The organism is Vagococcus humatus (genome assembly GCF_003950325.1).
Classification (GTDB): Bacteria; Bacillota; Bacilli; order Lactobacillales; family Vagococcaceae; genus Vagococcus_C; species Vagococcus_C humatus.
The window spans coordinates 893,386-916,993 of sequence record NZ_PXZH01000001.1 but is presented as its reverse complement, the minus strand read 5'-3'; the positions used below and the strand labels follow the sequence as shown (position 1 = coordinate 916,993).

The window sequence follows — 23,608 nt, the reverse complement described above, 5'->3', positions numbered from 1 at the left end:
AATGGAACAAGGCTATGTGTATCATAACGGTAAAAAATTAAGAAAAGGCTATACAACAGGTAGTTGTGCTACAGCGGCAGCTACAGCAGCAGCTTTGTTATTATTTCATGATGAAGAACATGAGTCAGTTAATATTACTACACCAAATGATATTACCTTACATATTCCTATCGAAACTTTGGAAAGAGATGAGGAAAGTGCGACAGCTAGTGTTCGAAAAGATGGTGGGGATGATGCAGATGCTACTCATGGCATGTTAATTTATGTCACTGTTAAAAAGCTTTCTACACCAGATATTTTAATTGACGGTGGTGTAGGCATTGGCCGAGTTACCCAAGAAGGTTTGTTAGAACCAGTTGGCTTTGCGGCTATTAATCCAACCCCTCGTCAAATGATTGAAACCAGTGTGAGACAGATTATTGGTCCAAATAACGGAGCAGAGGTGATTGTGTTTGCACCTGAAGGCGAACAAATTGCTAAACAGACCATGAATGGTCATTTAGGTATTGTCGGAGGTATTTCTATTTTAGGCACAACGGGTATTGTCACACCTATGTCAGAAGAAAGCTGGAAAAGTGCGATTACGATTGAACTAGAGATGAAACATAAACAAGGATTAACTAGTGTGGTATTAAGTCCAGGAAATTACGGGGAAGATTTTGCTGTAAATGAGCTTCATATTCCCTCTGATAAAATTGTTTCTATGAGTAACTTTGTAGGTTACGTGTTAAAAGAAGTACAGCGTATCGGCTTTACAAAAATTTTAATGGTCGGTCACTTAGGCAAATTTATTAAAATTGCAGCGGGTATTTTTTCAACTCATAGTAAAGATGCAGATGCTAGAACTGAAACACTTATCGCTAATTTGGCTTTGCTTGGAATGCCTGTTCCAGATTTAAAACGGATTGAAGAGTGTAAAACAACAGAATCTGCAGGAGATATTATAGAAGAACTTGGCTATGAACAAGTTTATCAAATTATTGCTGATAAAATTCAGCAACGATCTAGTCGTTTATTGAAGTACGGAGAGCCTGAAGTTGCGATTGATGTAGTCCTTTTTTCATCGAAACGAGGTTATTTAGCTTCAACTCGGCCAGTAGCTGAATTAATGGAGGAATGGCAATGATAAATGTGATAGGAATCGGTCCTGGTGAAGGGGATTTTCTCTTACCTGCCAGTTTGCATGCCTTACTAGCATCTGATGTTGTTGTAGGGAGTTGTCGGCAGCTTGAATTAGTTCCAAAAGAATTTGTTGGAGAAAAAATGATTTTACCTAAAAAGTTTCAAGAGCTAAAAGATTATTTACAAACTCATACAGGTTTAATGGTTAGTTTGTTAGCTTCTGGAGATCCAATGCTTTACGGTATTGGCAATTGGGTTAGTCGCAGTTTTCCCTCTGACCAAGTTCAAATTTTTTCAGGTATTAGCTCTATCCAATATTTATTTAGCCAAGCACAAATTTCTATGAATGATTGCTATTTAACTAGTAGTCACGGTAAACAACCTGACCTAGATTTATTAGCGAGTTTACCTAAAGTTGCGATGGTTACTGATGACAAACTTGGCCCATATGAATTGGCTCAAGAAATGTTAAAGCGAGGTAAAAATAAACAAATGATTATTGGTGAAAATTTAAGTTATCCAACTGAAATCATTAGTTTTACCCAGGCTAATCAAGTATTACAAAAAGAATATGGAATGAATGTGGTGGTGATGTTAGATGAAAGATGAGTGTTTTATAAGAGGGAAAGTTCCAATGACTAAAGAAGAAGTCAGAACGATTAGTCTTGGAAAGTTACAACTAGAAAAAGCCCACCGTCTATTAGATGTCGGAGCAGGTACAGGGAGTATTTCTATTGAAGCTAGTTTATTATATAAAGATTTAGAAGTCACAGCTATTGAAGAAAAAGAAAAAGCTGTCGATTTAATTCAGCAAAATAAAGACAAATTTAAAACAGATAATTTACGTATTATTCAAGGGAAAGCCCCTATTTCTTTAGAGGAAGAATATGATGCTATTTTTATTGGCGGTAGTGGTGGAAATCTGGAAGATATTTTAGTTTGGAGTTTTAACCATCTAATCCCAGGTGGCCGTTTAGTTTTAAATTTTATATTACAAGAAAATGCCTTTGCTGCATTTGAATGGTTTGAACAGCACGAAATCTCTTATGAAGCAGTTCAAGTTCAAATTGGCAAGTTAACAGGATTAGGTAAAGGGCATTACTATAAACCAATTAATCCAGTCACAATTATTGAAGCAAAGAAAGAGGTTAAATAAATGGCACATGTACACTTTGTAGGAGCAGGACCTGGTGATCCAGATTTAATTACATTAAAGGGATACCGGTTATTACAAGAAGCAGGGGTGGTCATTTATGCAGGCTCCCTAGTTAATCCAGAACTATTAAAGTATTGTTCAGAAGATTGCGAAATTTATGACAGTGCAAGTATGTCTTTAGAAGAAATTATCGAGGCTATGGAAAAAGGTGTTAAAGAAGGAAAAGAAGTTGTCCGTCTACAAACAGGAGACTTTTCTATTTACGGATCTATTAGAGAACAAACAGAAGAAATGAAAAAACGTGATTTAGATTTTACGTGTACACCAGGAGTTAGTTCTTTCCTTGGAGCAGCTTCTAGTTTAGGTGTGGAATATACTGTGCCTGAAGTATCTCAAAGTGTGATTATTACCAGAATGGCAGGAAGAACTCCAGTTCCTTCTAAAGAAAGCATTCGATCATATGCACAACACCAAACTTCAATGGTTATTTTCTTATCTATTCATTCGATTGATCAAGTAGTAAGAGAGTTGACTAAAGGAGGTTATCCTGAAGAAACTCCTGTAGCAGTTATTTACAAAGCGACTTGGCCTGAAGAAAAGAAAGTTATTGGCACATTAGCTAATATTGCTGAAAAAGTACAAGAAGCAGGTATTACTAAAACAGCTTTAATTATGGTGGGGGATTTCTTAGGTCAAGAATTTTATTATTCTAAATTATATGATTCCCACTTTAAACATGGTTACCGAGACGCTAAGGAAGATTAATGAAAAAGATAGCGATTATAACTTTGACTGAAACAGCCTTTTTAACAGGTCAACAGGTTCGAACAACATTACAACAAGTGGATTCTTCTATGGAAATTGATTTATATGGTTCTAAAAAAATTCAACAATCAGATAAAAAAGAATTTCCTAGTGGTCGATTTACTACTAGCATGCCTGAACTATTTTCAGCTTATGAAGGGCTAATTTGTATTATGGCAACAGGAATTGTCGTTAGAAGTATTGCCCCGTTATTAAAGGACAAACGGCAAGATCCTGGCGTGATTGTTATGGATGAGTTAGGTCAATTTGCTATTAGTTTATTATCAGGTCATATTGGTGGAGGTAATGAACTGGCTAGGCTGTTAGAGAAGCATATAGGCTGTACTGCGGTGATTACGACAGCTACAGATGTGCAAAATGTTACAGCGATTGATAGTTTAGCTAAACAAATCAATGGCTCCTATGATCAGTTTAAACAGGTAACGGTATGGATCAACGGTTTATTAGCTAATCATCGACCTGTGGCTATTTATCAAGAAGGAAGTTGGGTAAAAGATACTAGAGGCTTGACGGTGATCAACCATTTAGAGGAAGATTTATCACAATATGAGGCAGTCATCATTGTTTCTCCTTATCAAATCGACTCACTAGTTTCCCATGCTGTTCAAGTTGTTCCTAAATGTTTTGTATTAGGAATGGGGGCTAAAAAAGACACTTCTTTTTCCCTTATCTTAGAAGAATTTACTCAGTTTTGTAACCTTCACCATATTCATCAGAAAAGTATTCAAAAAATAGTTAGTATTGATCTTAAAAAAAATGAAGCAGGCATAATAAAGTTAGCGACACACTTAGCTGTTCCTTTTGAAACTTATACAAAAGAAGAATTATTGCCTGTTTCAGAAAAATACCCTCAATCAGATTTTGTTAAATCAATCGTTGGGGTAGGAAACGTTGCATTGTCAGCTGCAGATTTAGCTAGTCATGGTCAGGTATTGACTGAGCGATATGCTAATCGTGGGGTGACTTTTGCACTAGGAAAGGATTGACAAGATGTTATACGTAGTAGGATTAGGCCCTGGTGGTCAAGAACAAATGACCTTTGAAGCACAAGAAGCTATTAAAAGTTGTGAGACTATCGTAGGTTATGTTACTTATATGAGATTAGTTCAAGAGTTAACTGAAGGAAAAGAAATTGTTTGTACAGGAATGAAACAAGAGATTGATCGTTGTCAAAAAGCTATTGATATAGCAATGACAGGAAAAAATGTAGCGGTAATCTCAAGCGGTGACGCTGGGGTTTACGGAATGGCAGGATTAATTTTAGAATTAATTTCTAGTCAAGAAAAAGAGTTAGAAGTAAGAGTGATTCCTGGTGTAACAGCTAGTTTAGGAGGAGCTGCAATTTTAGGTGCTCCTTTAATGAATGATTTTTGTCATATTAGTTTAAGTGATTTAATGACGCCATGGCCAGTGATTGAAAAACGACTTCATGCAGCTTCTGAAGCAGATTTTGTCATTTGCTTATACAATCCACGAAGTAAGGGACGTCCTCATCACTTGAGAAAAGCATTAGATATTATGTCTCAATATAAAGACAAACAAACAGTGGTCGGAATTGCTAAAGATGTGGGACGAAGTAAAGAACAAGTCATTGTCACTACCATTGAAGAGTTAGATGAAACTCTTGTTAATATGACCACAATCGTCATTATTGGGAATAAAGATACGTATGTTTCTAACGGTCGAATGATTACCCCAAGAGGATATACTGTATGATCTTATTGTTAGGTGGGACTTCTGATGGAACTGACTTAGCAGTTCAATTAGAGCAGGCTGGTTTTTCAGTGGTAGTCTCTGTAGCAACTGATTACGGGTATCGACTGACCAAAGAGAAAGTTTCGCATGTGATTGAGGGACGAATGGATGAACAGGCTATGTGTCAATATATTTTAGCTAATCAAGTAACCTTACTGATTGACGGAACCCACCCTTTTGCAACGATTGCGTCTAAAACAGCCATGGCTGCTTGTCAGAAAGCAGCTATTCCCTATATTCGCTTTGAACGACCTAGCTCAACGTTGGATAATACCCTACCAGTTGATTCTATTGATGAAGCTTGTCAAATTGCTAAAAAGATACCAGGTACGATTTATTTAACAACTGGCAGTAAAACTTTAGGTGAATTTGCTAGTCTCTTACCTATGGACCGCTTGGTTGCCCGAGTTTTACCAACTATTTCAGTCATCACATCTGTTGAAAATTTAGGTTTTAAAGCTCATCAAATTCAAGGAATGCGGGGACCTTTTTCAAAAGACTTAAATAAAGAGCTGATAAAAAAAGAACAAGCCAGTGTCATGATTACTAAGGAAAGTGGTCCTGCTGGTGGTTTAAAAGAAAAAATAGAAGCTTGTCAGGAATTAAATATTCCTTGTATTGTGATTAAACGTGAAAAAATAGAGTATCCATTAATTTTTCAAAAAACTAGCGATGTAGTGGCATACTGTGGAGGATTGTAAGAATGAAAGGAACTGTAACATTAATAGGTGCTGGCCCTGGTGAACCAGAATTATTAACCGTTAAGGCCTTACGAAAATTAAAGGAAGCAGATGTTGTTTTTTATGACAGATTAGTTAACCCTAACTTGCTTAATTTTTGTAAGGAAGGCTGTGAATTAATTGATGTTGGGAAAAAGCCTAATCATCACCCTATTCCTCAAGGAGAAATTGAGCAGTTAATGATTGCTAAAGCAAACGAGGCTCAAAAAATTGTTCGTCTGAAAAGTGGGGATCCTTATGTATTTGGTCGTGGCGGAGAAGAAGGCATTTCGTTAAGACAGCAAGGGATTGATTTTGAAGTTATTCCTGGTGTAACTTCTGCTATTGGCGGTTTAGCTTATGCAGGTATTCCTATTACCCACCGAGATTTTGCTTCAAGCTTTCATGTGGTAACAGGGCATTTAAAATCAAAAGATAGTGAACTAGATTGGCAAATGCTAGCTAAAATGGAAGGCACACTTGTATTTTTAATGGGGATGAGTGAGTTAGAAACGATAACAAATCATCTATTAGAGAATGGCAAAGATGCTAAAACACCTGTAGGAATTGTTCAATGGGCAACTCGAAAAGAACAACGAACTGTCACAGGAACGTTGGCTAATATCTACGAAGTAGCCACAGAAGCAGGTATGAGTTCTCCTAGCTTGATTGTTATGGGGGGAGTAGTTAGTTTACGAGATGAATTAAAATTTATCGAAGAACGTCCCTTATTTGGTAAAAGTGTAGGGATGCCCTATACCCATCAAAAAGTGATGTATCATCAATTAATTGACCAAGGAGCAACAGTGCACGAGTTTTCTAAGCCTGTAGAAGTTAGCTATTTAGCTGAGACAAATAAAAGTTATAATGCTGAAGGTCGAATTCTTTTTACTAACCCTACTAGTATTGATTATTTTGTTAAACAAATGATTCAGGAAGAAAAAGACTGGCGTTATTTTAGTCAGACTTTGTTTTTAACAGTAGGTCATCATACAGAAAAACGATTAAACGAGCAAGGTATTTTACCAACAGAGCGTTATGCCACAATCGAAGAGTTTTTGTCAGAAACATCAGATAATTTACTAGCTGATACTCAAGTAATCGGTAGTAAAGAAATGACTGAGGTTTTTGATGGCTTAGATAAAAAGGTCCCAAACATTTGGACTACTCATGAAGAACGACTACTTCATTTAGATGAAGCAAGTTGGCAAGAACCAGATATTCTCTTTTTCCCTAACTCTAAAGGGGCTAAGTTATTTATTAACGAGCTAAATCCTCGAGAGTTAACAGATTTAGCAGATAAAAAAATTGTGGTAATGGGAAGCATTACTGGACAAGTGTTTGAAGCACAAGGAATTCCTGTCATATACACAGCTGAAAAAACATTAGCTAGTGTTATCGAAAAAATAATAAAGGAGGTAAACAAATGAAAAAAGCACTAATCGTGGTTAGCTTTGGAACTAGCTACCCAGAAACACGACAAAAAACCATTGAAGCTGTAGAAAACAAAATGAGTGAGCATTTTAAAGAGTATGATGTTTACCGAGCATTTACATCTAATATGGTTATTAAAAAAATCAAACAGCAAGAAGGCTTGGTTGTTCCGACTGTTAATCAATTAATGAAACAATTGAAACAAGCGGGATACGAAGAAGTTTACATGCAGCCTTTACATATTATTAATGGCAGTGAGTATTTTAAAGCAGTAGAACAAGCTAAGCGTTATGAAAAAGATTTTAATGTGATTCAAATTGGAAAACCACTTTTGACTAGTTTTGAAGACTATTTAGGTGTTGTAGATTGGTTAAAAGAATTAAAACAAGATAAACAACCTGGAGAAGCTATTGTTTTAATGGGACATGGCACTCAGCATTCTGCTTTTACCGCATATGCTTGTTTGGATCATTTAGTATTAGATGAGCCTATTTATGTTTGTGCTGTTGAAAGTTATCCTGGGATTGGTCGAATTATGGACCGATTGAAACAAGATAAAATCGAAAAAGTTTGGTTGTACCCACTTATGCTAGTTGCAGGTGATCATGCAACCAATGATATGGCTTCAAATGAACCAGATTCTTGGAAATCTCAATTACAACAAGAAGGTTTTGAAGTGACACCTGTTTTACAAGGAATGGGTGAATTTACAAGCATTCAACAAATGTTTTTAGAGCATGCTGAACAAGCAATAGAAAGAGGCAACTAATATGGGAGTAGGTAAATTTTTTGGCATAGGAACAGGTCCTGGAGATTCTGATTTATTGACAATTAAAGGGCAAAAAGTATTACAAGAAATTGATTGTTTATATACACCTGAGCCTAAAAAAGGAACTAAAAGTTTGGCGTTAAGTATTGTTAGTCCTTATGTTAGAGAAGATTTAGTTGTGAAACAACGTCATTTTCCTATGGTGAAAGATTGGTCAGTCAAAGAACAAGCCTGGGATGCTATTGCAAATGAAATTTTAGAAGAAGTTAAGGCAGGTAAGAAAGTAGGATTTATTACTTTAGGAGATCCAATGGTTTATAGCACTTATAGCTACTTACTTAATCGATTAAAAGATCAAATCGAAACGGAAACTATTCCAGGTATTTCTTCTTTTTGTCAAATGTCTAACTCACTACAAATTCCACTTGTTATGGATGATGAAAGCTATGCAGTGGTACCATCTACTGCTTCTGACGAATTAATTTCTCAAGCTTTAACAGATTTTTCTACGATTGTGATTATGAAAGCAGCCCCTCATTTAGAGAAAATAATGGCTTTGTTAACTAAAGAAAATTTATTAGATCAAGCAGTTTTAATTAGTAATGCTTCAATGGAAAATGAAGTAGTGACAAAAGGATTATCTGAATTAGATCCTAGTCAAAAAATATCTTATTATTCAACAATTATCGTTTATAAAACACAAGAAAGTTTTAAGGAGAGAGTCTAGTGAAAAAATTAATAACAAAATTAATGCAATTAGGTGTGGCAGGAATTCTTTTAACCACATTAATGTTACCTAAGAAAGCTTATGCTATGCATATTATGGAAGGATTTTTACCAATGGGTTGGTGTATTTTTTGGTACATCGCTTTCTTACCTTTCTTTATTTATGGGTTAATGAGTGTTAAACGCATTGTGAAAGAAAACAAACAAAATAAAGTGTTACTAGCTTTAAGTGGTGCGTTTATCTTTATTTTATCTGCTTTAAAAATTCCATCTGTAACAGGATCTACTTCACATCCAACAGGTGTTGGTTTGGGAACAACTTTTTTTGGACCAGCTGTGATTAGTGTGTTAGGAACTATTTGTTTATTATTCCAAGCTCTATTTTTAGCTCATGGTGGTATTACTACTTTAGGCGCTAACGCTTTTTCAATGGCAGTAGTAGGACCTTTCGTTGGATATGGTATTTATAAATTAATGAAAAAAATGAATGCAAGTGATGCAGTTAGTCTATTTATGTGTGCGTTTATTGCTGACTTAGCTACTTATTTAACAACATCTATTCAATTAGGTATTGTATTCCCAGATCCAGCTACAGGTATGGTAGGATCTATTACTAAATTTATGGGAATTTTCTTATTAACTCAAATTCCAATTGGTATTGCTGAAGGTCTTTTAACAGTGATTACTTATAACTTATTAACTTCAAGCATGAAAGTTGAAGGAGGACTTTTACAATAATGAAAACAAATAAAACAAAAGCAAATCTTATTATGTTAGTTGCTATTATTATATTGGTGATTGGGGCATTAATGATCAAACCTCAAGGAGAATTTGGTGGGTCAGATGATGCAGCAGAAGAAATGATTACAAGTATTTCTCCAAGTTACGAACCATGGTTTGATGCTTTTTTAGAACCAAAAAGTGGAGAAATTGAAAGTTTATTATTCACCTTGCAAGGAAGTATTGGTGTAGGAATTATTGCTTATATCATTGGCTACTATAAAGGTAAAAACAAAGATGTTATCAATTGATCGAATTGCTTATCAAAGCAAATTGGTTAATGTGGCACCAGAAATAAAGGGAATTGCTTACTTAGTTCTTTTGATTTTAATGTTTCAAGGAACTCCTTTGATACAAGCTACTTTATTTGCCATTTTAGCAGTAGTAACCATCTATACTGCAAATATAACTATTAAGCGTTACGTTAAATGGATATTGTTACCTCTTCCTTTTATCTTAATTAGCTTTATTACGATTATTTTTTCAGTAACAGATACAGATACTAATTTATTAGTATCTGTATCTGTATTTGGCAAATATATGGGGCTTAATCAAGAAGCCTTACCAATGGCTTATTCTTTATTTTTTAGAGCAATAGGGTGTTTAGCTTGCACATTCCTTTTTTCAGTTAGTGTTCCATTTAACCAAATGCTATTATTATTAAAAAAATGTCGCTTACCAAGTGTCTTAATAGAAATTACGATGTTAATGTATCGGTTTATTTTCATTTTAATAGAAGAAACAGCCAACATCTATCATGCTCAGCAAATGCGTTACGGTTTTAGAACGTTAAAAACTAGCTATCACTCCTTTGGGTTGCTTTTAAAAGTATTATTTGTTCAAAGTTTTGATCGGTATGAAAAAATGGTAGTTTCCCTTGAGATGAAGTATTTTCAAGGTGATTTTCCCTTACATTAAGTTAGAAAGAAGGTTTATGTACGATGTTTAAAGTAGAGAAAATGTGTGTGGGCTATGACAGTCAAGAAGAAATTTTACATAATATCACCTTGGATTTAGACAATCATCATCCGATTGGAATTTTAGGTGCTAATGGCTCAGGCAAATCAACTTTATTTTTAACTTTAGTAGGACTATTAAAACCCTCTAAAGGGAAAATTATATTTGGAGATAAAAAACTAGGATATAGTAAAAAAGAACTATTTCGTTTCAGACAAAAAGTGGGCATTGTTTTTCAAGAACCTGACCAACAAATTTTTTACACGATTGTCGAAGATGATGTGGCTTTTGCTTTAAGAAACTTGGGAATAGCTGAAGAAGAAATAGCCAAGCGACTAGATGTGGCTTTTGATTTATTAGACATTCAGCACTTACGTAAAAAAACAATTCAATATTTAAGTTATGGACAAAAGAAACGGGTGGCCATTGCTAGTGTACTAGTCTTAGAAACAGAATGGATTTTATTAGATGAACCTACAGCTGGCCTTGATCCTGCAGGTCGTAGTCATATGATTCATATCATTAAACGATTGATTTCAGAAGGAAAAAAAGTTATTCTCTCTAGTCATGATATGGATTTAATGTATGATATTTGTCAATATTTTTATGTGTTAAAAGAAGGAAATCTTATATTAGAGGGAACAAAACAACAAGTTTTCTTGGAAAAAAATCTATTGTTAGATGCTAAGTTAGAGCAACCTTGGTTAGTTAAAATCCATCAACAACTTGGTTTACCCTTATATCAAGATGAAGCAGAATTTTCTAAGCAAGTAGCTACTGGAGGAAAGCATTATGGGTAAAAGTATTATGGTACAAGGGACAGCATCTGATGCTGGTAAAAGTGTGATTGTAGCAGGACTTTGTCGTATTTTTAATCAAGATGGCTTAAAAGTAGTTCCGTTTAAATCTCAAAACATGGCATTAAATTCTTATATTACTAGAGAAGGATTTGAAATGGGGAGAGCACAAGTATTTCAGGCTGAAGCTGCTAACTGCGAACCAGATGTTCGAATGAATCCAGTGCTATTAAAACCTAGCTCTGATAGAAAATCTCAAGTTATTTTTAACGGAGAAGTTTTAGCTACTATGGATGCAGTCGACTATCATGAATTTAAACCAACTTTGGCTAATAAAATAAAAGACCTTTATGACGACTTAGCTGCTGAAAATGACGTAGTTGTAATTGAAGGGGCAGGGAGTCCAGCCGAGATTAATCTAAATTCAAGAGATATCGCTAATATGGGAATGGCTAAATTGGCGGATGCACCAGTTATTTTAGTGGCAGATATTGACAAAGGCGGCGTTTTTGCGGCGATTTACGGTACGATTGCTTTGTTAGAAGAAGCAGATCGAAAACGAGTAAAAGGCATTATTATTAATAAGTTTCGCGGAGACAAAGCTTTATTGTTACCTGGGTTAGAGATGATTGAAGAATTGACTCATGTGCCAGTTGTTGGGGTAATTCCTTATGGTCAGTTTGATATTGAAGATGAAGACAGTGTAGCGCTGAAAAATGTTAACCGACAAGTAGATGTGAGTAAAGACTTAGATGTGGCAATTGTTTCGTTAACTAAGCTATCGAATTTTACTGACTTTAAGAGTTTAGAGCTTGAGCCAGATGTATCTGTGCGTTATATTTTCCCAGGGGATGCTGTGGGAAATCCTGATTTGTTAATTATTCCTGGTAGTAAAAATACTTTAGAGGACCGAATCTTTTTAAAAGAAAGTGGTCTAGAAAAAGAAATCCACCGAGTTCGTCAACAAGGAAGTTATGTGTTAGGAATTTGTGGAGGGTACCAGTTACTTGGTCAGACATTAAAGGATCCGTTAAAGATTGAATCCACAAGAGGAACTCTTTCAGGTCTTGGTCTATTACAAGTAGAAACTGAATTTCAAGAAGTGAAAACAACGACTCAAGTAACAGCTCATTCTCTTAGTGATCCGACATTAGAATTAGAAGGTTACGAAATTCATATGGGAAAAACAGAGAGAGTAGGAGATAAAGCTTTTTGTGAAATCGTTGAAACTAATGGTGTTTCTGATAGCCGATTAGACGGAGCAGTAAGTGAAGATGGCAAGGTTATTGGAACCTATCTACATGGAGTATTTGATTCAAGTCGGTGGCGACGTAATTTCTTGAATAACATCCGTCTATCAAAAGGATTGTCCCCTATTGAGGAAGTTGCTATGCCTTACAAGGAATATAAAGCAAAAGAATATGATAAGTTAGCCGATTTAATTAGAGAAAATGTTGATATGACTAAAATTTATCAGATTATTTCAGAATAAAAAGGAGATGAAAAAAATGAAAATATATACACGATCAGGAGATGCTGGGTCAACCGGTTTAGTTGGAGGAACTCGGGTTAGAAAAAGTGATTTAAGAGTGGAAAGTTACGGAACAACAGATGAGCTTTGTTCTATGATTGGTTTGGCTGTATCTTTTATGGATCAGGAAGATCCTTTTAGAGAAGAACTTTTAAAAGTTCAACAAGTTGTATTTGATTGTGGCAGTGATTTAGCTAAATTAAACGATAGCCAACAACCTTACAAAGTAATTCAAGCTGAAATTGACTTTTTAGAAGAAAGAATTGATGAGTATTGGGACAAAACACCAGAAATTACTCGGTTTATTTTACCAGGTGGCACAAGAGTGGCTAGTACCTTACATGTAGCTCGCTGTATAGCTAGACGAGCAGAGCGATGTGTGGTAGCTCTAATGGATACAGAAGCAGAAATCAATCCTTTAGTTTTAAGTTATTTAAACCGTTTATCCGATTACTTTTTTGCATTAGCACGCTTAATCAATGTGTTGTCTTCTGAAGAAGAAATTTTTTATCAAAATAGTGCAGAAGTGTTTACTAATAAGAAAAGGAAAAGAGACCGACATGTATCCAGTCATTCTAAATCTAAAAAATAAACCAGTTGTAGTGATTGGTGGCGGAAAAGTAGCAGCACGGAAAATTAAAGGCTTAGTTCGAAGTGAAGCACGTGTTACAGTAGTGAGTCCAAGTTTAGATCCTAGTATTGATCTGGCTACTATTAACTGGGTTCCTAGAACGTATCAACCCACTGACTTACTAGAAGCTTGTTTGATTTTTGCTTGTGTGGATGATAACGAGATTAATGAGCAAATTCAATTAGATGCCTCTCCTACTCAGTGGGTTAATGTAGTAAGTAATAAAGAAGTAGCGGATTTTTATAATATGGCAGTGCTTGATTATGATGGTTTAAGCATTGGAATTTCAACCAATGGTGTTTCTCCGTCTAGAGCTAAACAAACTCGGAAACAATTAGAAATATGGTTAAAAGAACAAAATGAGGTGTAAAGAATGCATATCCTTTATGTAGGATTGACTTATAAACATACACCTGTCAAATTAAGAGAAAAAACATCTTTCTTTTCCCAAGATTTGACTGGGGCTAATGTTAAATTAAATGAAACAAAAAGTATTTTAGAAAATGTGATTCTAACAACATGCAATCGCACAGAAATTTATGCAGTGGTAGATCAACTTCATACTGGTAAGTATTATATCAAACGATTTCTAGCCGATTTCTTCGAATTGCCTATGGAAATGATAGAACCTTACTTAGAGTACAAAGAAGAAGAAGGAGTTCTCTATCATTGTTACCGGTTAGGCTGTGGTCTTGACTCTACAGTTATTGGGGAAACTCAAATTTTAGGACAATTAAAAACCAGTTTTCAAGTGGCAAGAGAAAGTCAAACGACTGGGACAATTTTTAATAAATTATTCAATGACGTGATTGCTTTTTCTAAAAAAATGCATACTGTGTATAAAATTAATGACCGTTCAGCTTCTTTAAGTCAATCTGCCATGCAAATTGCAGAAAATGAATTAACTGATTTATCGGATAAACATTTATTCATTTTAGGGGCAGGTGAGATGAGTGAGTTGGTGGTTAAAAATAGTGAGAATTTCAATATTGGTCAAATAAGTATCTTTAACCGAACTGTAGACAAAGCTCTTAAACTACAACAATATACGGATCAACCCTTACATGTTTTTCCTTTGTCAGATTTTTATAAGAAAGTACCAGAGGCAGATATTGTTATTAGTGCTATTTCTGTTAAAGACCCTTTTATTACCAAACAAGATCTTGTACTTTCTTATGCAAATGAGACTGTGAAAGCCTTGTATATTGACTTAGGAGTTCCACGTAATATCAATCCTCATTGCCGACTAATTGAGGGCATTACACTTTATGATATGGATCAAGTGAATCAATTGATTCAAAAACATAATGAAGAAAGAGCTGAAATATTAGCTTTAATTAATCAAGATGTGGATATAGCTGTATCAGACTTTAAAGAGTGGGAAAAACAATTAGGGATTATCCCAGTCATTAAACGTTTGCGGGAAAAAACATTAGAAGCAGAAGAAGCTGCGATGACTAGCTTAATGAACAAGTTGCCAGATTTAACAACTCGAGAAGTTAAAATTATCCGTAAACATATGAAAAGTATAGTGAATCAATCACTTAGAACACCAATTAAAGAAATAAAAGAGTTATCTATTGAAGAAAATGCTGCTTACGATATCCAGTTAATTCAGCGGATTTTTGGAGTAGAAGAAAACAAAGAAACAGAGGATTGTATAAAAAATGAAAATCAAAGTAGGAACCCGGGGAAGCAAGTTAGCCGTTACTCAAACGAAACAAGCAGTAGCATTTATTCAGAATAAGTTTCCTAAGTTAGAAGTAGAATTAGTTGAAATTACAACAAAAGGTGATCGACTAGCTCATCATAGTTTAGCTTCGATTGGGGGACAAGGAGCTTTTGTTAAAGAAATTGAATATCAGCTTAGTCAAGGAAATATTGATTTAGCTATTCATAGCTTAAAAGATTTACCTACAATCATTCCAAACGACTTAACTATTGGAGCTGTGTTAAAAAGAGAAAATCCCCTAGATTGTTTGTTGTTTAAAGAAGAAAAGATGACGCTTAAAAAGTTACCATTAGGAGCTAAAGTTGGAACGAGTAGTTTAAGAAGACAAGCTCAACTTTTAAAAGTTCGTCCTGATTTAGAAATTATCCCTATTAGAGGAAACATTGACACACGGATTAAAAAATTATATGAAGGTCCTTATGATGCGATTGTTTTAGCCTGTGCTGGTTTAACTCGTATGGGATTTTTAGAACAAGAGACTCAGTTAAATTATGAGGTATTACCTGCAACCACTTGTTTGCCTTCAATTGGTCAAGGCGCTTTAGCCTTAGAATGTCGGAAAGAAGATGCTAGTCTTTTATCTATTTTAACTGAAATAGAAGATAAGAAAACTCGTGCAGAAGTAGATGCTGAGCGTTCTTTTCTACGAATGATGGACGGCAGTTGTACATTTCCGATTGGAGCATATGCTGAGCAATTAGAAACAGGAGAGGTACGTTTAGCAGGTGTTATTACTAGTTACAATGGAACAGAATATTTGCATGAAACTGTAACAGATAAAAACCCTATTTTAGCAGGTCAATTATTAGCTAACCTTTTAAAAGAACAAGGGGCTGAAAGGGTTATCCAGGAGTGTCAAGAACATGTTAGAAAAACTACTTTACACGAGACAACAACCCTGTCCAAAGAAGATTAAAGACTGTTTATTTCAACACAAAATAGAAGTAATAGATATTCCTTTAATTCAAACAGTGGGATTACCAGTCACTTATGATAAAAATCAGTGGCAGAAGATAGATTGGGTCTTTTTTACCAGTGTCAATGCAGTCAAATTTACTGACCTAACTTGCTTACCTGAAAATTGTAAAATCGCTTCGATTGGGGATAAAACGACGCAGGCATTAGTTAGTCAAGGCTTAACGGTTGATTTTCAGCCCTCAGCAGCTTATTCGGAGGGAATGGTTGAGGAGTGGTTGGCAGGTCATAAAGAAAAAGAGCAGATACTTCTACTTAATAGTCGGTTGTCTCGAAGGGTGATTAAGGATAAACTAGAACAAGAAGGTCATAAAGTATATCAGATACCTATTTATGATACGATTTTTCCTAAAAAATCAGAAGAATTATTAGATGATATCTTGCTAGATCAGCAATTAACTTATTTAATTATTGCTAGTCCATCAGCTTGGCATCATTTTTATCAACGCGTTCAATTGTTAGGCTGTTCCCTAAATCAATTGAAAATTCTTTCGATTGGACCAATCAGCACAAAAGCCATTCAACAGGATGGTTTTTCGGTGTTTTATCAAGCAGATATCTATGATATGCCGCACCTATTTAAAGGATTTATAAAGGAGATAGAAAGCAATGGAAACATTTAAACGTCACAGAAGATTACGTTCTTCTGACTATATGAGAGATTTAGTAAGAGAAAATCATTTAAGTTTGGATGATTTGATTTACCCTATGTTTGTAAAAGAAGAAGGTCAAACAGAAGAAATTACTTCTATGCCTGGCATTTATCAGTACACTTTGCCAGATTTTGCGAAAGAATTAGATGAAGTCGTTGCTTTAGGGATTAAAGCAATTATTTTATTTGGGATTCCTGCTCATAAAGATGAAGAAGGAACAGGGGCTTATAATGATGAAGGAATTATTCAACAAGCCACTCGTTTAGTTAAAAAAAATCATCCAGAATTATTAGTCGTAGCAGATACATGTATGTGTGAATATACTAGTCATGGACATTGTGGAGTGATTAAACATCAAGATGTTGATAATGATGCTTCTTTAAAATTATTGGCTCAAACAGCTGTTAGTCAAGCTAAAGCCGGAGCAGATATTATTGCCCCATCTAATGCTATGGATGGGTTTGTTTTAACTATTCGTGAAGCATTAAATGAAGCAGGTTTTTCAGAAGTACCAATTATGTCTTATGCAGTGAAATACGCGTCTAGTTTTTATGGCCCATTTAGAGAAGCGGCAGATAGCACACCTAAATTTGGTAACCGTAAAACTTATCAAATGGATCCAGCTAATAGCCGTGAAGCGATGCGGGAATTAGTAAGTGATATTGAAGAAGGGGCAGATATGTTTATTATTAAACCAAGTATGGCCTTTTTAGATGTGGTAAACGAAGCTAAACATTATACGAATGCACCAATTGTTTGCTATAACGTTAGTGGTGAATATTCAATGGTTAAAGCTGCAGCCCAAAATGGTTGGATTGATGAAAAACGTGTGATAGAAGAAACTTTAGTTGGCATGAAACGAGCAGGAGCAGATTTAATTATTACTTACTTTGCTAAAGATGTAGCTAACATGATACATGGAGGTCAACAGTAATGAGACAAACAGAACAATCACAAAAAGCCTTTGAAAAGGCGAAAGAGTATTTTCCAGGTGGAGTGAATAGTCCAGTTAGAGCGTTTCGTTCAGTAGGAAGTACCCCTCCTTTTATTGATCATGCTAAGGGCGCTTATTTATATGACATTGACGGTAATCAATACATTGACTACGTTTTATCATGGGGACCTATGATTTTAGGCCATGCGCAAGACAAAGTGATTGAAGCTGTAACTAAAACAGCCGTTAAAGGAACCAGTTTTGGTGCTCCGTCTCCTCTTGAAACACGGTTAGCAGAATTAATTCAAAAACGAGTGCCTTCAATGGAAGAAATGCGTATGGTTAACTCTGGTACAGAAGCAACTATGAGTGCTATTAGATTGGCACGAGGAGTAACTGGTAGAGAAAAATTTGTGAAGTTTAAAGGCTGTTATCATGGTCATAGTGATTCTTTCTTAGTGAATGCAGGTTCAGGGGTTGCAACATTTGAATTAGAGGACTCTCCTGGCGTACCAAAGGATTTAATTAAACAAACATTAAGTGTGGAATACAACAATTTACAAGCAGTTCAAGATGTTTTTAAACGCTATCCAGATGAGATTGCAGCCGTTATTATCGAACCTATTGCTGGAAATATGGGAATGGTTCCTGCTCAACCAGAATTTATTCAAGGAATTAGAAAATTAACAGAAGAACACGGAGCTTTATTTATTTTTGATGAAGTAATGACAGGCTTTAGATGTGATTATGATTCAGCTCAAGGTTTATATGGAGTTGTACCAGATTTAACGACTTTAGGTAAAGTAGTGGGTGGAGGATTACCAGCTGCTGTATTTGGTGGTAAACGTCAATATATGAAACACATTGCTCCAGACGGTTCTATTTACCAAGCTGGTACACTTTCAGGTAATCCACTAGCTATGGCAGCAGGGATTGCAACTTTAGAACAATTAACTCGGGAAGACTATGAGTATATGAATGCTTTAGCTAAAAAATTAGTAGCTGGAATTGACCAAGCTGCAGCTAAGTATCAAGTACCTATTCAAACAACTTGCCGTGGAACTATGTGGGGATATTTCTTCAATGATCAACCAGTTAATAACTTTGAACAATCTAAAGCAAGTGATCAACAATACTTTGCTCACGTTTACCGTGAATTATTAGAAGAGGGAATTTATTTAGCTCCATCTCAATTTGAAACAGGTTTCATGTCGACAGCTCATACAGAACAAGATATTGAAGCAACCATTCAAGCCTTTGACAGAGTGTTTGCTAAGTTAACTGAACAAGGAATTGTTTATGGAAAATAAAACAAGATACCGAGATTTAACTGTTTTGCCACTCACTGATCACAAGCAACTAGTCATTGCTTGTGATAGTAGTGCAGGGTTAGGCATGAAACCTTATGATCAAGTTAAAGTGACTCCTGATATTATGGCGGCTTGTTGTGTACGAGTGCCATTATTAGAATTGCTGTGTGTAGGGGCTAAACCTATCACAGTAGTAGATGTTATTGGAAATGAATATAATCCAACTGGTAAAAGTATGTTACAAGGAGTTCAGTCTGAACTAAGTAAAGCTAATTTAGCTCATTTACCTCTTAACGGCAGTACCGAAGAAAACATGACTACCTATACTTCAAGTATTGGTTTAACTGTTGTGGGAGAAGTATCAGAGCCTTTAGTTTCTCCTACAATTTCTCATTTAGATGGGTTGTTTCAATTAGGAGAGCCTTATGTAGGAAATGAAGTTGTTAGTCATCTTTCTGATCTTTGTTCCTATGAAGAAGTTCGACAATTAAGAGCAGAAGACTGGGTGATTGACTTATTACCTGTAGGATCTAAAGGAATTGGCTATGAAGGGAATTTATTAGCAAAAGAAAATCAGTTAAAGTTAACCTTAGAACCAAGTGTTCCTAGTCAAAAATCAGCTGGTCCAGCTACAGTAGTCTTGGTAGTAGTCAAACAAGCAGCAACTGAGCAATTTCAAGAAAAATATCCTAATATTAAAAAAATTGGCACATTTTATGCCAAGTAAGAGTGAATAAAGGAAGTTGATTGTATGGGAAAAGTTGTATTAGTAACGGGTGGTGCAAGAAGTGGCAAGTCGGATTTTTCTGAATCTTTATTGAAGGAAAAAAAGACAGTGTGTTATTTAGCTACTAATAGTGCTAATGTGGATGATCCAGAAAACCACCATCGTATTTTATTACATCAACAAAAAAGGCCGCATAGTTGGCATACTGAAGAAGGATATTGGCAAGTAGCAGACTATCTAGCTCAAGCAACTGGGTTTGATGGGTATTTGTTGGATTGTGCTACACTTTTAACCTTAAATTGTTTTTATCAAATGATGACAGAACAACATGGTCAAGATTATGCTAAAATCGACAAAATCATTCAAACCTTAACAGAAGAAGAAAAACAAGGTATAGAGATGCGCTTACTAAAAGAATGGCAAGAAATCTTAAAAGTTGTTCGGCGAGATATAGCAGGAGATTTTGTGATTGTAACTAACGAAGTGGGCCTAGGAATTGTTCCTGAAAACAGCTTTACAAGATGGTTTCGCGATATTTATGGCCGAATGAACCAATATTTAGGAAAGGAAGCGGATGAGGTATATTTAGTTGTTGCTAGCATCCCGGTTAAAATTAAATGATTCAAGCATTAATTTTATATTTTCAGTTTTTTACCCGTATCCCTATTCCTATTCCCATTGATGATCCTCTTGATAAGATGAAACAAGGGGTAGCTTATTTTTCTTTCTTTGGTTTATTAGTTAGTTTAATCGAAGCTGGTGTGTTTTTTTTATTATCGATGGTTATGGATTTAAATTTAGCCTGGGTAATGATTTTGTTATTAGATGTTTTATTAACAGGTGGCTTTCATTTAGATGCTCTAGCTGATATGACTGATGGCTTATTTTCTTCCCGTCAGCCAGATAGAATGTTAGAAATCATGAAAGATAGTCGAATTGGAAGTAATGGTGTACTTAGTTTAATTTTTTATTATGCTATTTGCATATTAGCTTTTGTAAACATGACCCATGCAGGTTTATTGTTGTCTGAAGCAGTATTCATCGTTATCGGCTTAAATGTGGTAGGTAAAATGGCTATCACAATATTATTTTATCAAGCTACTTACAAAGGTGCCTCAGAAACAGGTTCTGGTAATGCTTTTATAGGTGTTTCTTCTAAAAGTATTTGGGTAGCTCAAATAACTGGACTTATTTGCTTATTAGTTTTATTTCACTGGCAAGGGTTGATTATTTATTTAGTGATTGCTGGTGTTATTTGGTTATACAGAAAAATGGTTTATCAAAAAGTAGGCGGGTTAAACGGAGATACTATGGGAGCAGGCTCACCTATTGCCCAAGTAATCTATTTAGTTGTTCTTAGCAGTTTGTATAGTCGAGGTCTTCTATGAAAATCATCTTAATAAGACATGGTGAAACAGACTACAATGCTAAAAAATGTTTTTACGGGCGTTTAGATGTATCCATTAATCAAACTGGACAAGATCAAGCTAGACAACTTGCAACTAAATTAGCTAGTTGTCACCCAGACAGATTGATAACTAGCCAGTTAGTCCGAACAAAAGAAACCGCTAGTTTGATTTTTCCTACTTATACCCAGGAGGCAAATTCTTCTTTAAATGAAAAAGGGTTTGGCAATTGGGAAGGAAAAACTGCCAATCAAATTGAAGCGTGTTATAAAGATGACTGGCAAGCTTGGCTAGAAGATCCTTTAGGCTATACCCCAGCAACAGTTGAGCCATTCTCTTCTTTTAAGCAACGGGTATTAACTGGCATAGCTTCTTACTTAGTAGAACCAACTGAACCAGAAGCTGTTTATGTTTTTGTTCTCCATTTAGGAGTGATTCGTCTTCTTTTATCAGAGTGGTTTCCTAATTATTCTTTTTGGGATATTCAACTAGATCAAGGAAATTATACGTTATTAGATTATCAACCAGATAAGTGGCGTGTTTTAAATTGGAATATTTAAAATAGAAGATGAATAAAAAGAAGCCAATAAAAGGCTTCTTTTTATTCATTTCTTTTATAGAAAATTTTATGAAAATGTTTCATTAAAATAACAAATACAAAAAAATATGATAAAAAATTATTATTAAGAAATAAAAAACTACTACTTATTGCCAAAATCAATTGTAAAAGGTATCATATAGTTGTCAATAATCTTTTTATTTTTGATGATAAAAACTTTTTAACAAGAAACATGCTAATATATAAAATAACGAATGGAGATAAGAAGATGAGTCATGAACAAGTATTTTCATACTATAAAGGATTGGTTCCCTTTTTACATCAAGTATTAGGGCCAAATAGCGAGGTTTTATTACATGATATTAGACAACCAGATTCTTCGATAGTTGCTTTAGCTGGTAATTTAAGTCAACGGTCTATTGGCGGACCTTTGACGGATATGGCATTAAAGCAAATTCAAAGTAAAAAATATGAAACTGATCCTGCAGAAACTAATTATCCTTCTTATACAGTAGATGGTAAAATGTGTCGATCATCTAGTTACTACATAAAAAATGAACAAGATGAGTTAATTGGCTTACTTTGTATTAACGTGTTAGTGTCAGATTTAATGAATATGCGTCAGATGATTGATGATATGATTTGTTTATCCACAGAAGAAATGGAAAACACGTTAAATATCTCTCATAAGGGCGAAAAATTAGGTCAAAACTTAGATGAATTAATGAAGTCTTTAATCGATGAAGTCTTAGAACATTACGATTTGACTCATTGTTTATTAAGTATTGAAGAAAAAGAAAAAATTATTTCAGATTTAAATGAAAAAGGTGTCTTTCTGTTAAAAGGTGGGGTAGCAGAGGTAGCAAAACGAATAGATATGTCAGAATCTAGTGTGTATCGTTATTTATCTAAAATTAAATAAAGCATCTAGTTAGTGACTAGGTGCTTTTTCTTTTTGCTAATAAGTTTGTAAATTAAAATAATCTATTTTATAATGTAAAAAGGTTAAAAACATGGGAAGATTTTGGAGGTTTATATCGTGGGAGAATATAAGAACAGATATAAAGCCAATATAGCAGGTGAAAGCTATACAATTATTGGTAATGAAACAAAGGAACATATGGATGTTGTGACAGAAATTGCTAACAGACAGTTAGAAGAAATTAAACGGTTATCTTCTGTTAATTTAGAACAGGCTGCAGTTTTACTAGCAATCAATGCTATTTCAGACCAAGTAACTAAACAGGAACAGTTACTTGTTTATGATAGACTGATAGAAGAATATAAAATTAAATTAGAAAAAGTGGATGAGCAAAAAAAAGAAATCAACTTTTTACGGCGTAAATTAAAACGATTGGAACTACTGGAAACCGATTTGTTAGATGATAACCAAAAAGAAGTCGATCCAGTAGAAGTGCAAAAAATAAAAAATCAACAAGCGTTAGAAAAGATTCAAGAAAGTCATTTAAGTGAGGCCAAAGAAGAAGCTGAAACGCTAGAAGAAAAAGGATAGAGCGATGTTAAATTTATTGATTATTGGGTTATTAGCTTTTGGTTTTTATACAGGAGCTAGACGAGGATTAGTATTACAGGGAGTTTATACAGTAGGGTATAGTTTATCTTTTATAGTAGCTAAACTTAATTATGAGGCTTGGGCTAAACAGTTAGAGTTATTAGTGCCTTATCCGTCTCCGTCTATTGATAGTCATCTTCTCTTTTTTAGCGATAAGATTCTTTTTAGGATGGACGAAGCGTTTTATTTAGGAGTAGCTTTTATCACTATTCAAACATTAGGATGGCTTATTACTCGATTTGTAGGAATGGTTTGTTACCGACTGACTTTTTTCCCAGTTATTAGACAAGTTAATACTGGATTAGGTGGTTTGCTAAGTTTTTTAGTGGTATATACAGGGATCTTTTTATGTTTATTTGTCTTATCAATGATACCTTCTGCTGGTATTCAGCAATTGTTTCAGCAAAGTAGCTTAGCCCAATTTATGGTAAAACAGACCCCTTATTTGTCGCATCAATTGTATGATTGGTTCGTAACAGCTGCATTATAACAAGATTCTGAGCTGAACGTTTTTAGTTCAGCTTTTCTATTAGAGAA

General features: G+C 34.8%; 29 protein-coding genes. All 29 read left to right on the top strand.

All coding sequences use genetic code 11. The annotated features are described in order from the left end of the window. Position 1 precedes the first annotated feature (1 nt). The 29 genes from cbiD to C7P63_RS04280 all read left to right on the top strand — a co-directional run bounded on the left by cbiD (position 2) and on the right by C7P63_RS04280 (position 23,561). On the top strand, positions 2 to 1,126 hold the full coding sequence (cbiD, locus tag C7P63_RS04420; RefSeq protein WP_125942936.1) for a cobalt-precorrin-5B (C(1))-methyltransferase CbiD: 1,125 nt from the start codon (positions 2 to 4) through the stop codon (positions 1,124 to 1,126). Then, positions 1,123 to 1,731, top strand: a complete 609-nt coding sequence (locus C7P63_RS04415; protein WP_125942935.1) for a cobalt-precorrin-7 (C(5))-methyltransferase — start codon at positions 1,123 to 1,125, stop codon at positions 1,729 to 1,731. Before cbiD ends, C7P63_RS04415 begins: the two co-directional genes overlap by 4 nt. Then, positions 1,721 to 2,278, top strand: a complete 558-nt coding sequence (locus C7P63_RS04410) for a decarboxylating cobalt-precorrin-6B (C(15))-methyltransferase (protein ID WP_125942934.1) — start codon at positions 1,721 to 1,723, stop codon at positions 2,276 to 2,278. Before C7P63_RS04415 ends, C7P63_RS04410 begins: the two co-directional genes overlap by 11 nt. Further along, positions 2,279 to 3,043: a cobalt-precorrin-4 methyltransferase gene (locus C7P63_RS04405; protein WP_125942933.1), complete on the top strand. Its 765-nt coding sequence runs from the start codon at positions 2,279 to 2,281 to the stop codon at positions 3,041 to 3,043. Continuing rightward, complete coding sequence (locus C7P63_RS04400; RefSeq protein WP_125942932.1) at positions 3,043 to 4,089, top strand: cobalt-precorrin 5A hydrolase; 1,047 nt, start codon at positions 3,043 to 3,045, stop codon at positions 4,087 to 4,089. Before C7P63_RS04405 ends, C7P63_RS04400 begins: the two co-directional genes overlap by 1 nt. Before the next feature lie 4 nt (positions 4,090 to 4,093). Then, complete coding sequence (gene cobJ / locus C7P63_RS04395; protein ID WP_125942931.1) at positions 4,094 to 4,819, top strand: precorrin-3B C(17)-methyltransferase; 726 nt, start codon at positions 4,094 to 4,096, stop codon at positions 4,817 to 4,819. Then, positions 4,816 to 5,559 carry a precorrin-6A reductase gene (cobK, locus tag C7P63_RS04390; RefSeq protein ID WP_125942930.1) on the top strand — a complete coding sequence of 248 codons (744 nt, stop codon included), beginning with the start codon at positions 4,816 to 4,818 and terminating at the stop codon, positions 5,557 to 5,559. Before cobJ ends, cobK begins: the two co-directional genes overlap by 4 nt. 2 nt (positions 5,560 to 5,561) lie before the next feature. Beyond that, positions 5,562 to 7,007: a uroporphyrinogen-III C-methyltransferase gene (gene cobA, locus C7P63_RS04385; protein WP_125942929.1), complete on the top strand. Its 1,446-nt coding sequence runs from the start codon at positions 5,562 to 5,564 to the stop codon at positions 7,005 to 7,007. Next, complete coding sequence (locus C7P63_RS04380) at positions 7,004 to 7,780, top strand: sirohydrochlorin cobaltochelatase (RefSeq protein ID WP_125942928.1); 777 nt, start codon at positions 7,004 to 7,006, stop codon at positions 7,778 to 7,780. The genes cobA and C7P63_RS04380 overlap by 4 nt, the downstream gene beginning before the upstream one ends. Position 7,781: 1 nt before the next feature. Beyond that, positions 7,782 to 8,507, top strand: a complete 726-nt coding sequence (locus C7P63_RS04375; RefSeq protein ID WP_125942927.1) for a cobalt-factor II C(20)-methyltransferase — start codon at positions 7,782 to 7,784, stop codon at positions 8,505 to 8,507. Positions 8,508 to 8,530: 23 nt separating this feature from the next. Further along, positions 8,531 to 9,244, top strand: a complete 714-nt coding sequence (locus C7P63_RS04370) for an energy-coupling factor ABC transporter permease (protein ID WP_125943080.1) — start codon at positions 8,531 to 8,533, stop codon at positions 9,242 to 9,244. Then, positions 9,244 to 9,537, top strand: a complete 294-nt coding sequence (locus tag C7P63_RS04365) for an energy-coupling factor ABC transporter substrate-binding protein (protein ID WP_125942926.1) — start codon at positions 9,244 to 9,246, stop codon at positions 9,535 to 9,537. The genes C7P63_RS04370 and C7P63_RS04365 overlap by 1 nt, the downstream gene beginning before the upstream one ends. After that, positions 9,524 to 10,204 carry a cobalt ECF transporter T component CbiQ gene (gene cbiQ, locus C7P63_RS04360; protein ID WP_125942925.1) on the top strand — a complete coding sequence of 227 codons (681 nt, stop codon included), beginning with the start codon at positions 9,524 to 9,526 and terminating at the stop codon, positions 10,202 to 10,204. Before C7P63_RS04365 ends, cbiQ begins: the two co-directional genes overlap by 14 nt. A 23-nt stretch (positions 10,205 to 10,227) precedes the next feature. Beyond that, positions 10,228 to 11,043, top strand: a complete 816-nt coding sequence (locus tag C7P63_RS04355) for an ATP-binding cassette domain-containing protein (RefSeq protein ID WP_125942924.1) — start codon at positions 10,228 to 10,230, stop codon at positions 11,041 to 11,043. Next, positions 11,036 to 12,532, top strand: a complete 1,497-nt coding sequence (locus C7P63_RS04350) for a cobyric acid synthase (protein WP_125942923.1) — start codon at positions 11,036 to 11,038, stop codon at positions 12,530 to 12,532. The genes C7P63_RS04355 and C7P63_RS04350 overlap by 8 nt, the downstream gene beginning before the upstream one ends. A 16-nt stretch (positions 12,533 to 12,548) precedes the next feature. Continuing rightward, positions 12,549 to 13,163, top strand: coding sequence for a cob(I)yrinic acid a,c-diamide adenosyltransferase (locus tag C7P63_RS04345; protein ID WP_125942922.1), 615 nt, complete (start codon positions 12,549 to 12,551; stop codon positions 13,161 to 13,163). Next, positions 13,132 to 13,572, top strand: coding sequence for a precorrin-2 dehydrogenase/sirohydrochlorin ferrochelatase family protein (locus C7P63_RS04340; RefSeq protein ID WP_125942921.1), 441 nt, complete (start codon positions 13,132 to 13,134; stop codon positions 13,570 to 13,572). Before C7P63_RS04345 ends, C7P63_RS04340 begins: the two co-directional genes overlap by 32 nt. A 3-nt stretch (positions 13,573 to 13,575) precedes the next feature. Continuing rightward, positions 13,576 to 14,949, top strand: a complete 1,374-nt coding sequence (hemA, locus tag C7P63_RS04335; RefSeq protein ID WP_125942920.1) for a glutamyl-tRNA reductase — start codon at positions 13,576 to 13,578, stop codon at positions 14,947 to 14,949. Further along, the gene (gene hemC, locus C7P63_RS04330; protein WP_125942919.1) at positions 14,870 to 15,850 is read left to right on the top strand and encodes a hydroxymethylbilane synthase; all 981 of its coding nucleotides are present in this window, start codon (positions 14,870 to 14,872) and stop codon (positions 15,848 to 15,850) included. Before hemA ends, hemC begins: the two co-directional genes overlap by 80 nt. Continuing rightward, a complete protein-coding gene (locus C7P63_RS04325) occupies positions 15,798 to 16,532 on the top strand; it encodes a uroporphyrinogen-III synthase (RefSeq protein ID WP_125942918.1) in 735 nt (244 codons plus the stop codon). Before hemC ends, C7P63_RS04325 begins: the two co-directional genes overlap by 53 nt. Further along, positions 16,519 to 17,496 (top strand): porphobilinogen synthase, encoded by a 978-nt coding sequence (gene hemB, locus C7P63_RS04320; protein WP_125942917.1) that lies wholly within the window; start codon positions 16,519 to 16,521, stop codon positions 17,494 to 17,496. The genes C7P63_RS04325 and hemB overlap by 14 nt, the downstream gene beginning before the upstream one ends. After that, the gene (hemL, locus tag C7P63_RS04315; protein WP_125942916.1) at positions 17,496 to 18,806 is read left to right on the top strand and encodes a glutamate-1-semialdehyde 2,1-aminomutase; all 1,311 of its coding nucleotides are present in this window, start codon (positions 17,496 to 17,498) and stop codon (positions 18,804 to 18,806) included. Before hemB ends, hemL begins: the two co-directional genes overlap by 1 nt. Beyond that, a complete protein-coding gene (locus C7P63_RS04310; RefSeq protein ID WP_125942915.1) occupies positions 18,796 to 19,533 on the top strand; it encodes an AIR synthase related protein in 738 nt (245 codons plus the stop codon). Before hemL ends, C7P63_RS04310 begins: the two co-directional genes overlap by 11 nt. A gap of 24 nt (positions 19,534 to 19,557) precedes the next feature. Further along, positions 19,558 to 20,154: a bifunctional adenosylcobinamide kinase/adenosylcobinamide-phosphate guanylyltransferase gene (gene cobU, locus C7P63_RS04305; protein WP_125942914.1), complete on the top strand. Its 597-nt coding sequence runs from the start codon at positions 19,558 to 19,560 to the stop codon at positions 20,152 to 20,154. Beyond that, positions 20,151 to 20,921 (top strand): adenosylcobinamide-GDP ribazoletransferase, encoded by a 771-nt coding sequence (cobS, locus tag C7P63_RS04300; protein ID WP_125942913.1) that lies wholly within the window; start codon positions 20,151 to 20,153, stop codon positions 20,919 to 20,921. The genes cobU and cobS overlap by 4 nt, the downstream gene beginning before the upstream one ends. Then, positions 20,918 to 21,499 (top strand): histidine phosphatase family protein, encoded by a 582-nt coding sequence (locus C7P63_RS04295; RefSeq protein ID WP_125942912.1) that lies wholly within the window; start codon positions 20,918 to 20,920, stop codon positions 21,497 to 21,499. Before cobS ends, C7P63_RS04295 begins: the two co-directional genes overlap by 4 nt. A gap of 267 nt (positions 21,500 to 21,766) precedes the next feature. Next, the gene (locus C7P63_RS04290) at positions 21,767 to 22,420 is read left to right on the top strand and encodes a helix-turn-helix transcriptional regulator (RefSeq protein WP_165863768.1); all 654 of its coding nucleotides are present in this window, start codon (positions 21,767 to 21,769) and stop codon (positions 22,418 to 22,420) included. A 117-nt stretch (positions 22,421 to 22,537) separates the two neighbouring features. Next, positions 22,538 to 23,011 (top strand): cell division protein ZapA, encoded by a 474-nt coding sequence (locus C7P63_RS04285; RefSeq protein WP_125942910.1) that lies wholly within the window; start codon positions 22,538 to 22,540, stop codon positions 23,009 to 23,011. Between the two features lie 4 nt (positions 23,012 to 23,015). Then, the gene (locus C7P63_RS04280) at positions 23,016 to 23,561 is read left to right on the top strand and encodes a CvpA family protein (RefSeq protein ID WP_125942909.1); all 546 of its coding nucleotides are present in this window, start codon (positions 23,016 to 23,018) and stop codon (positions 23,559 to 23,561) included. The last annotated feature ends 47 nt before the right edge of the window (positions 23,562 to 23,608 follow it).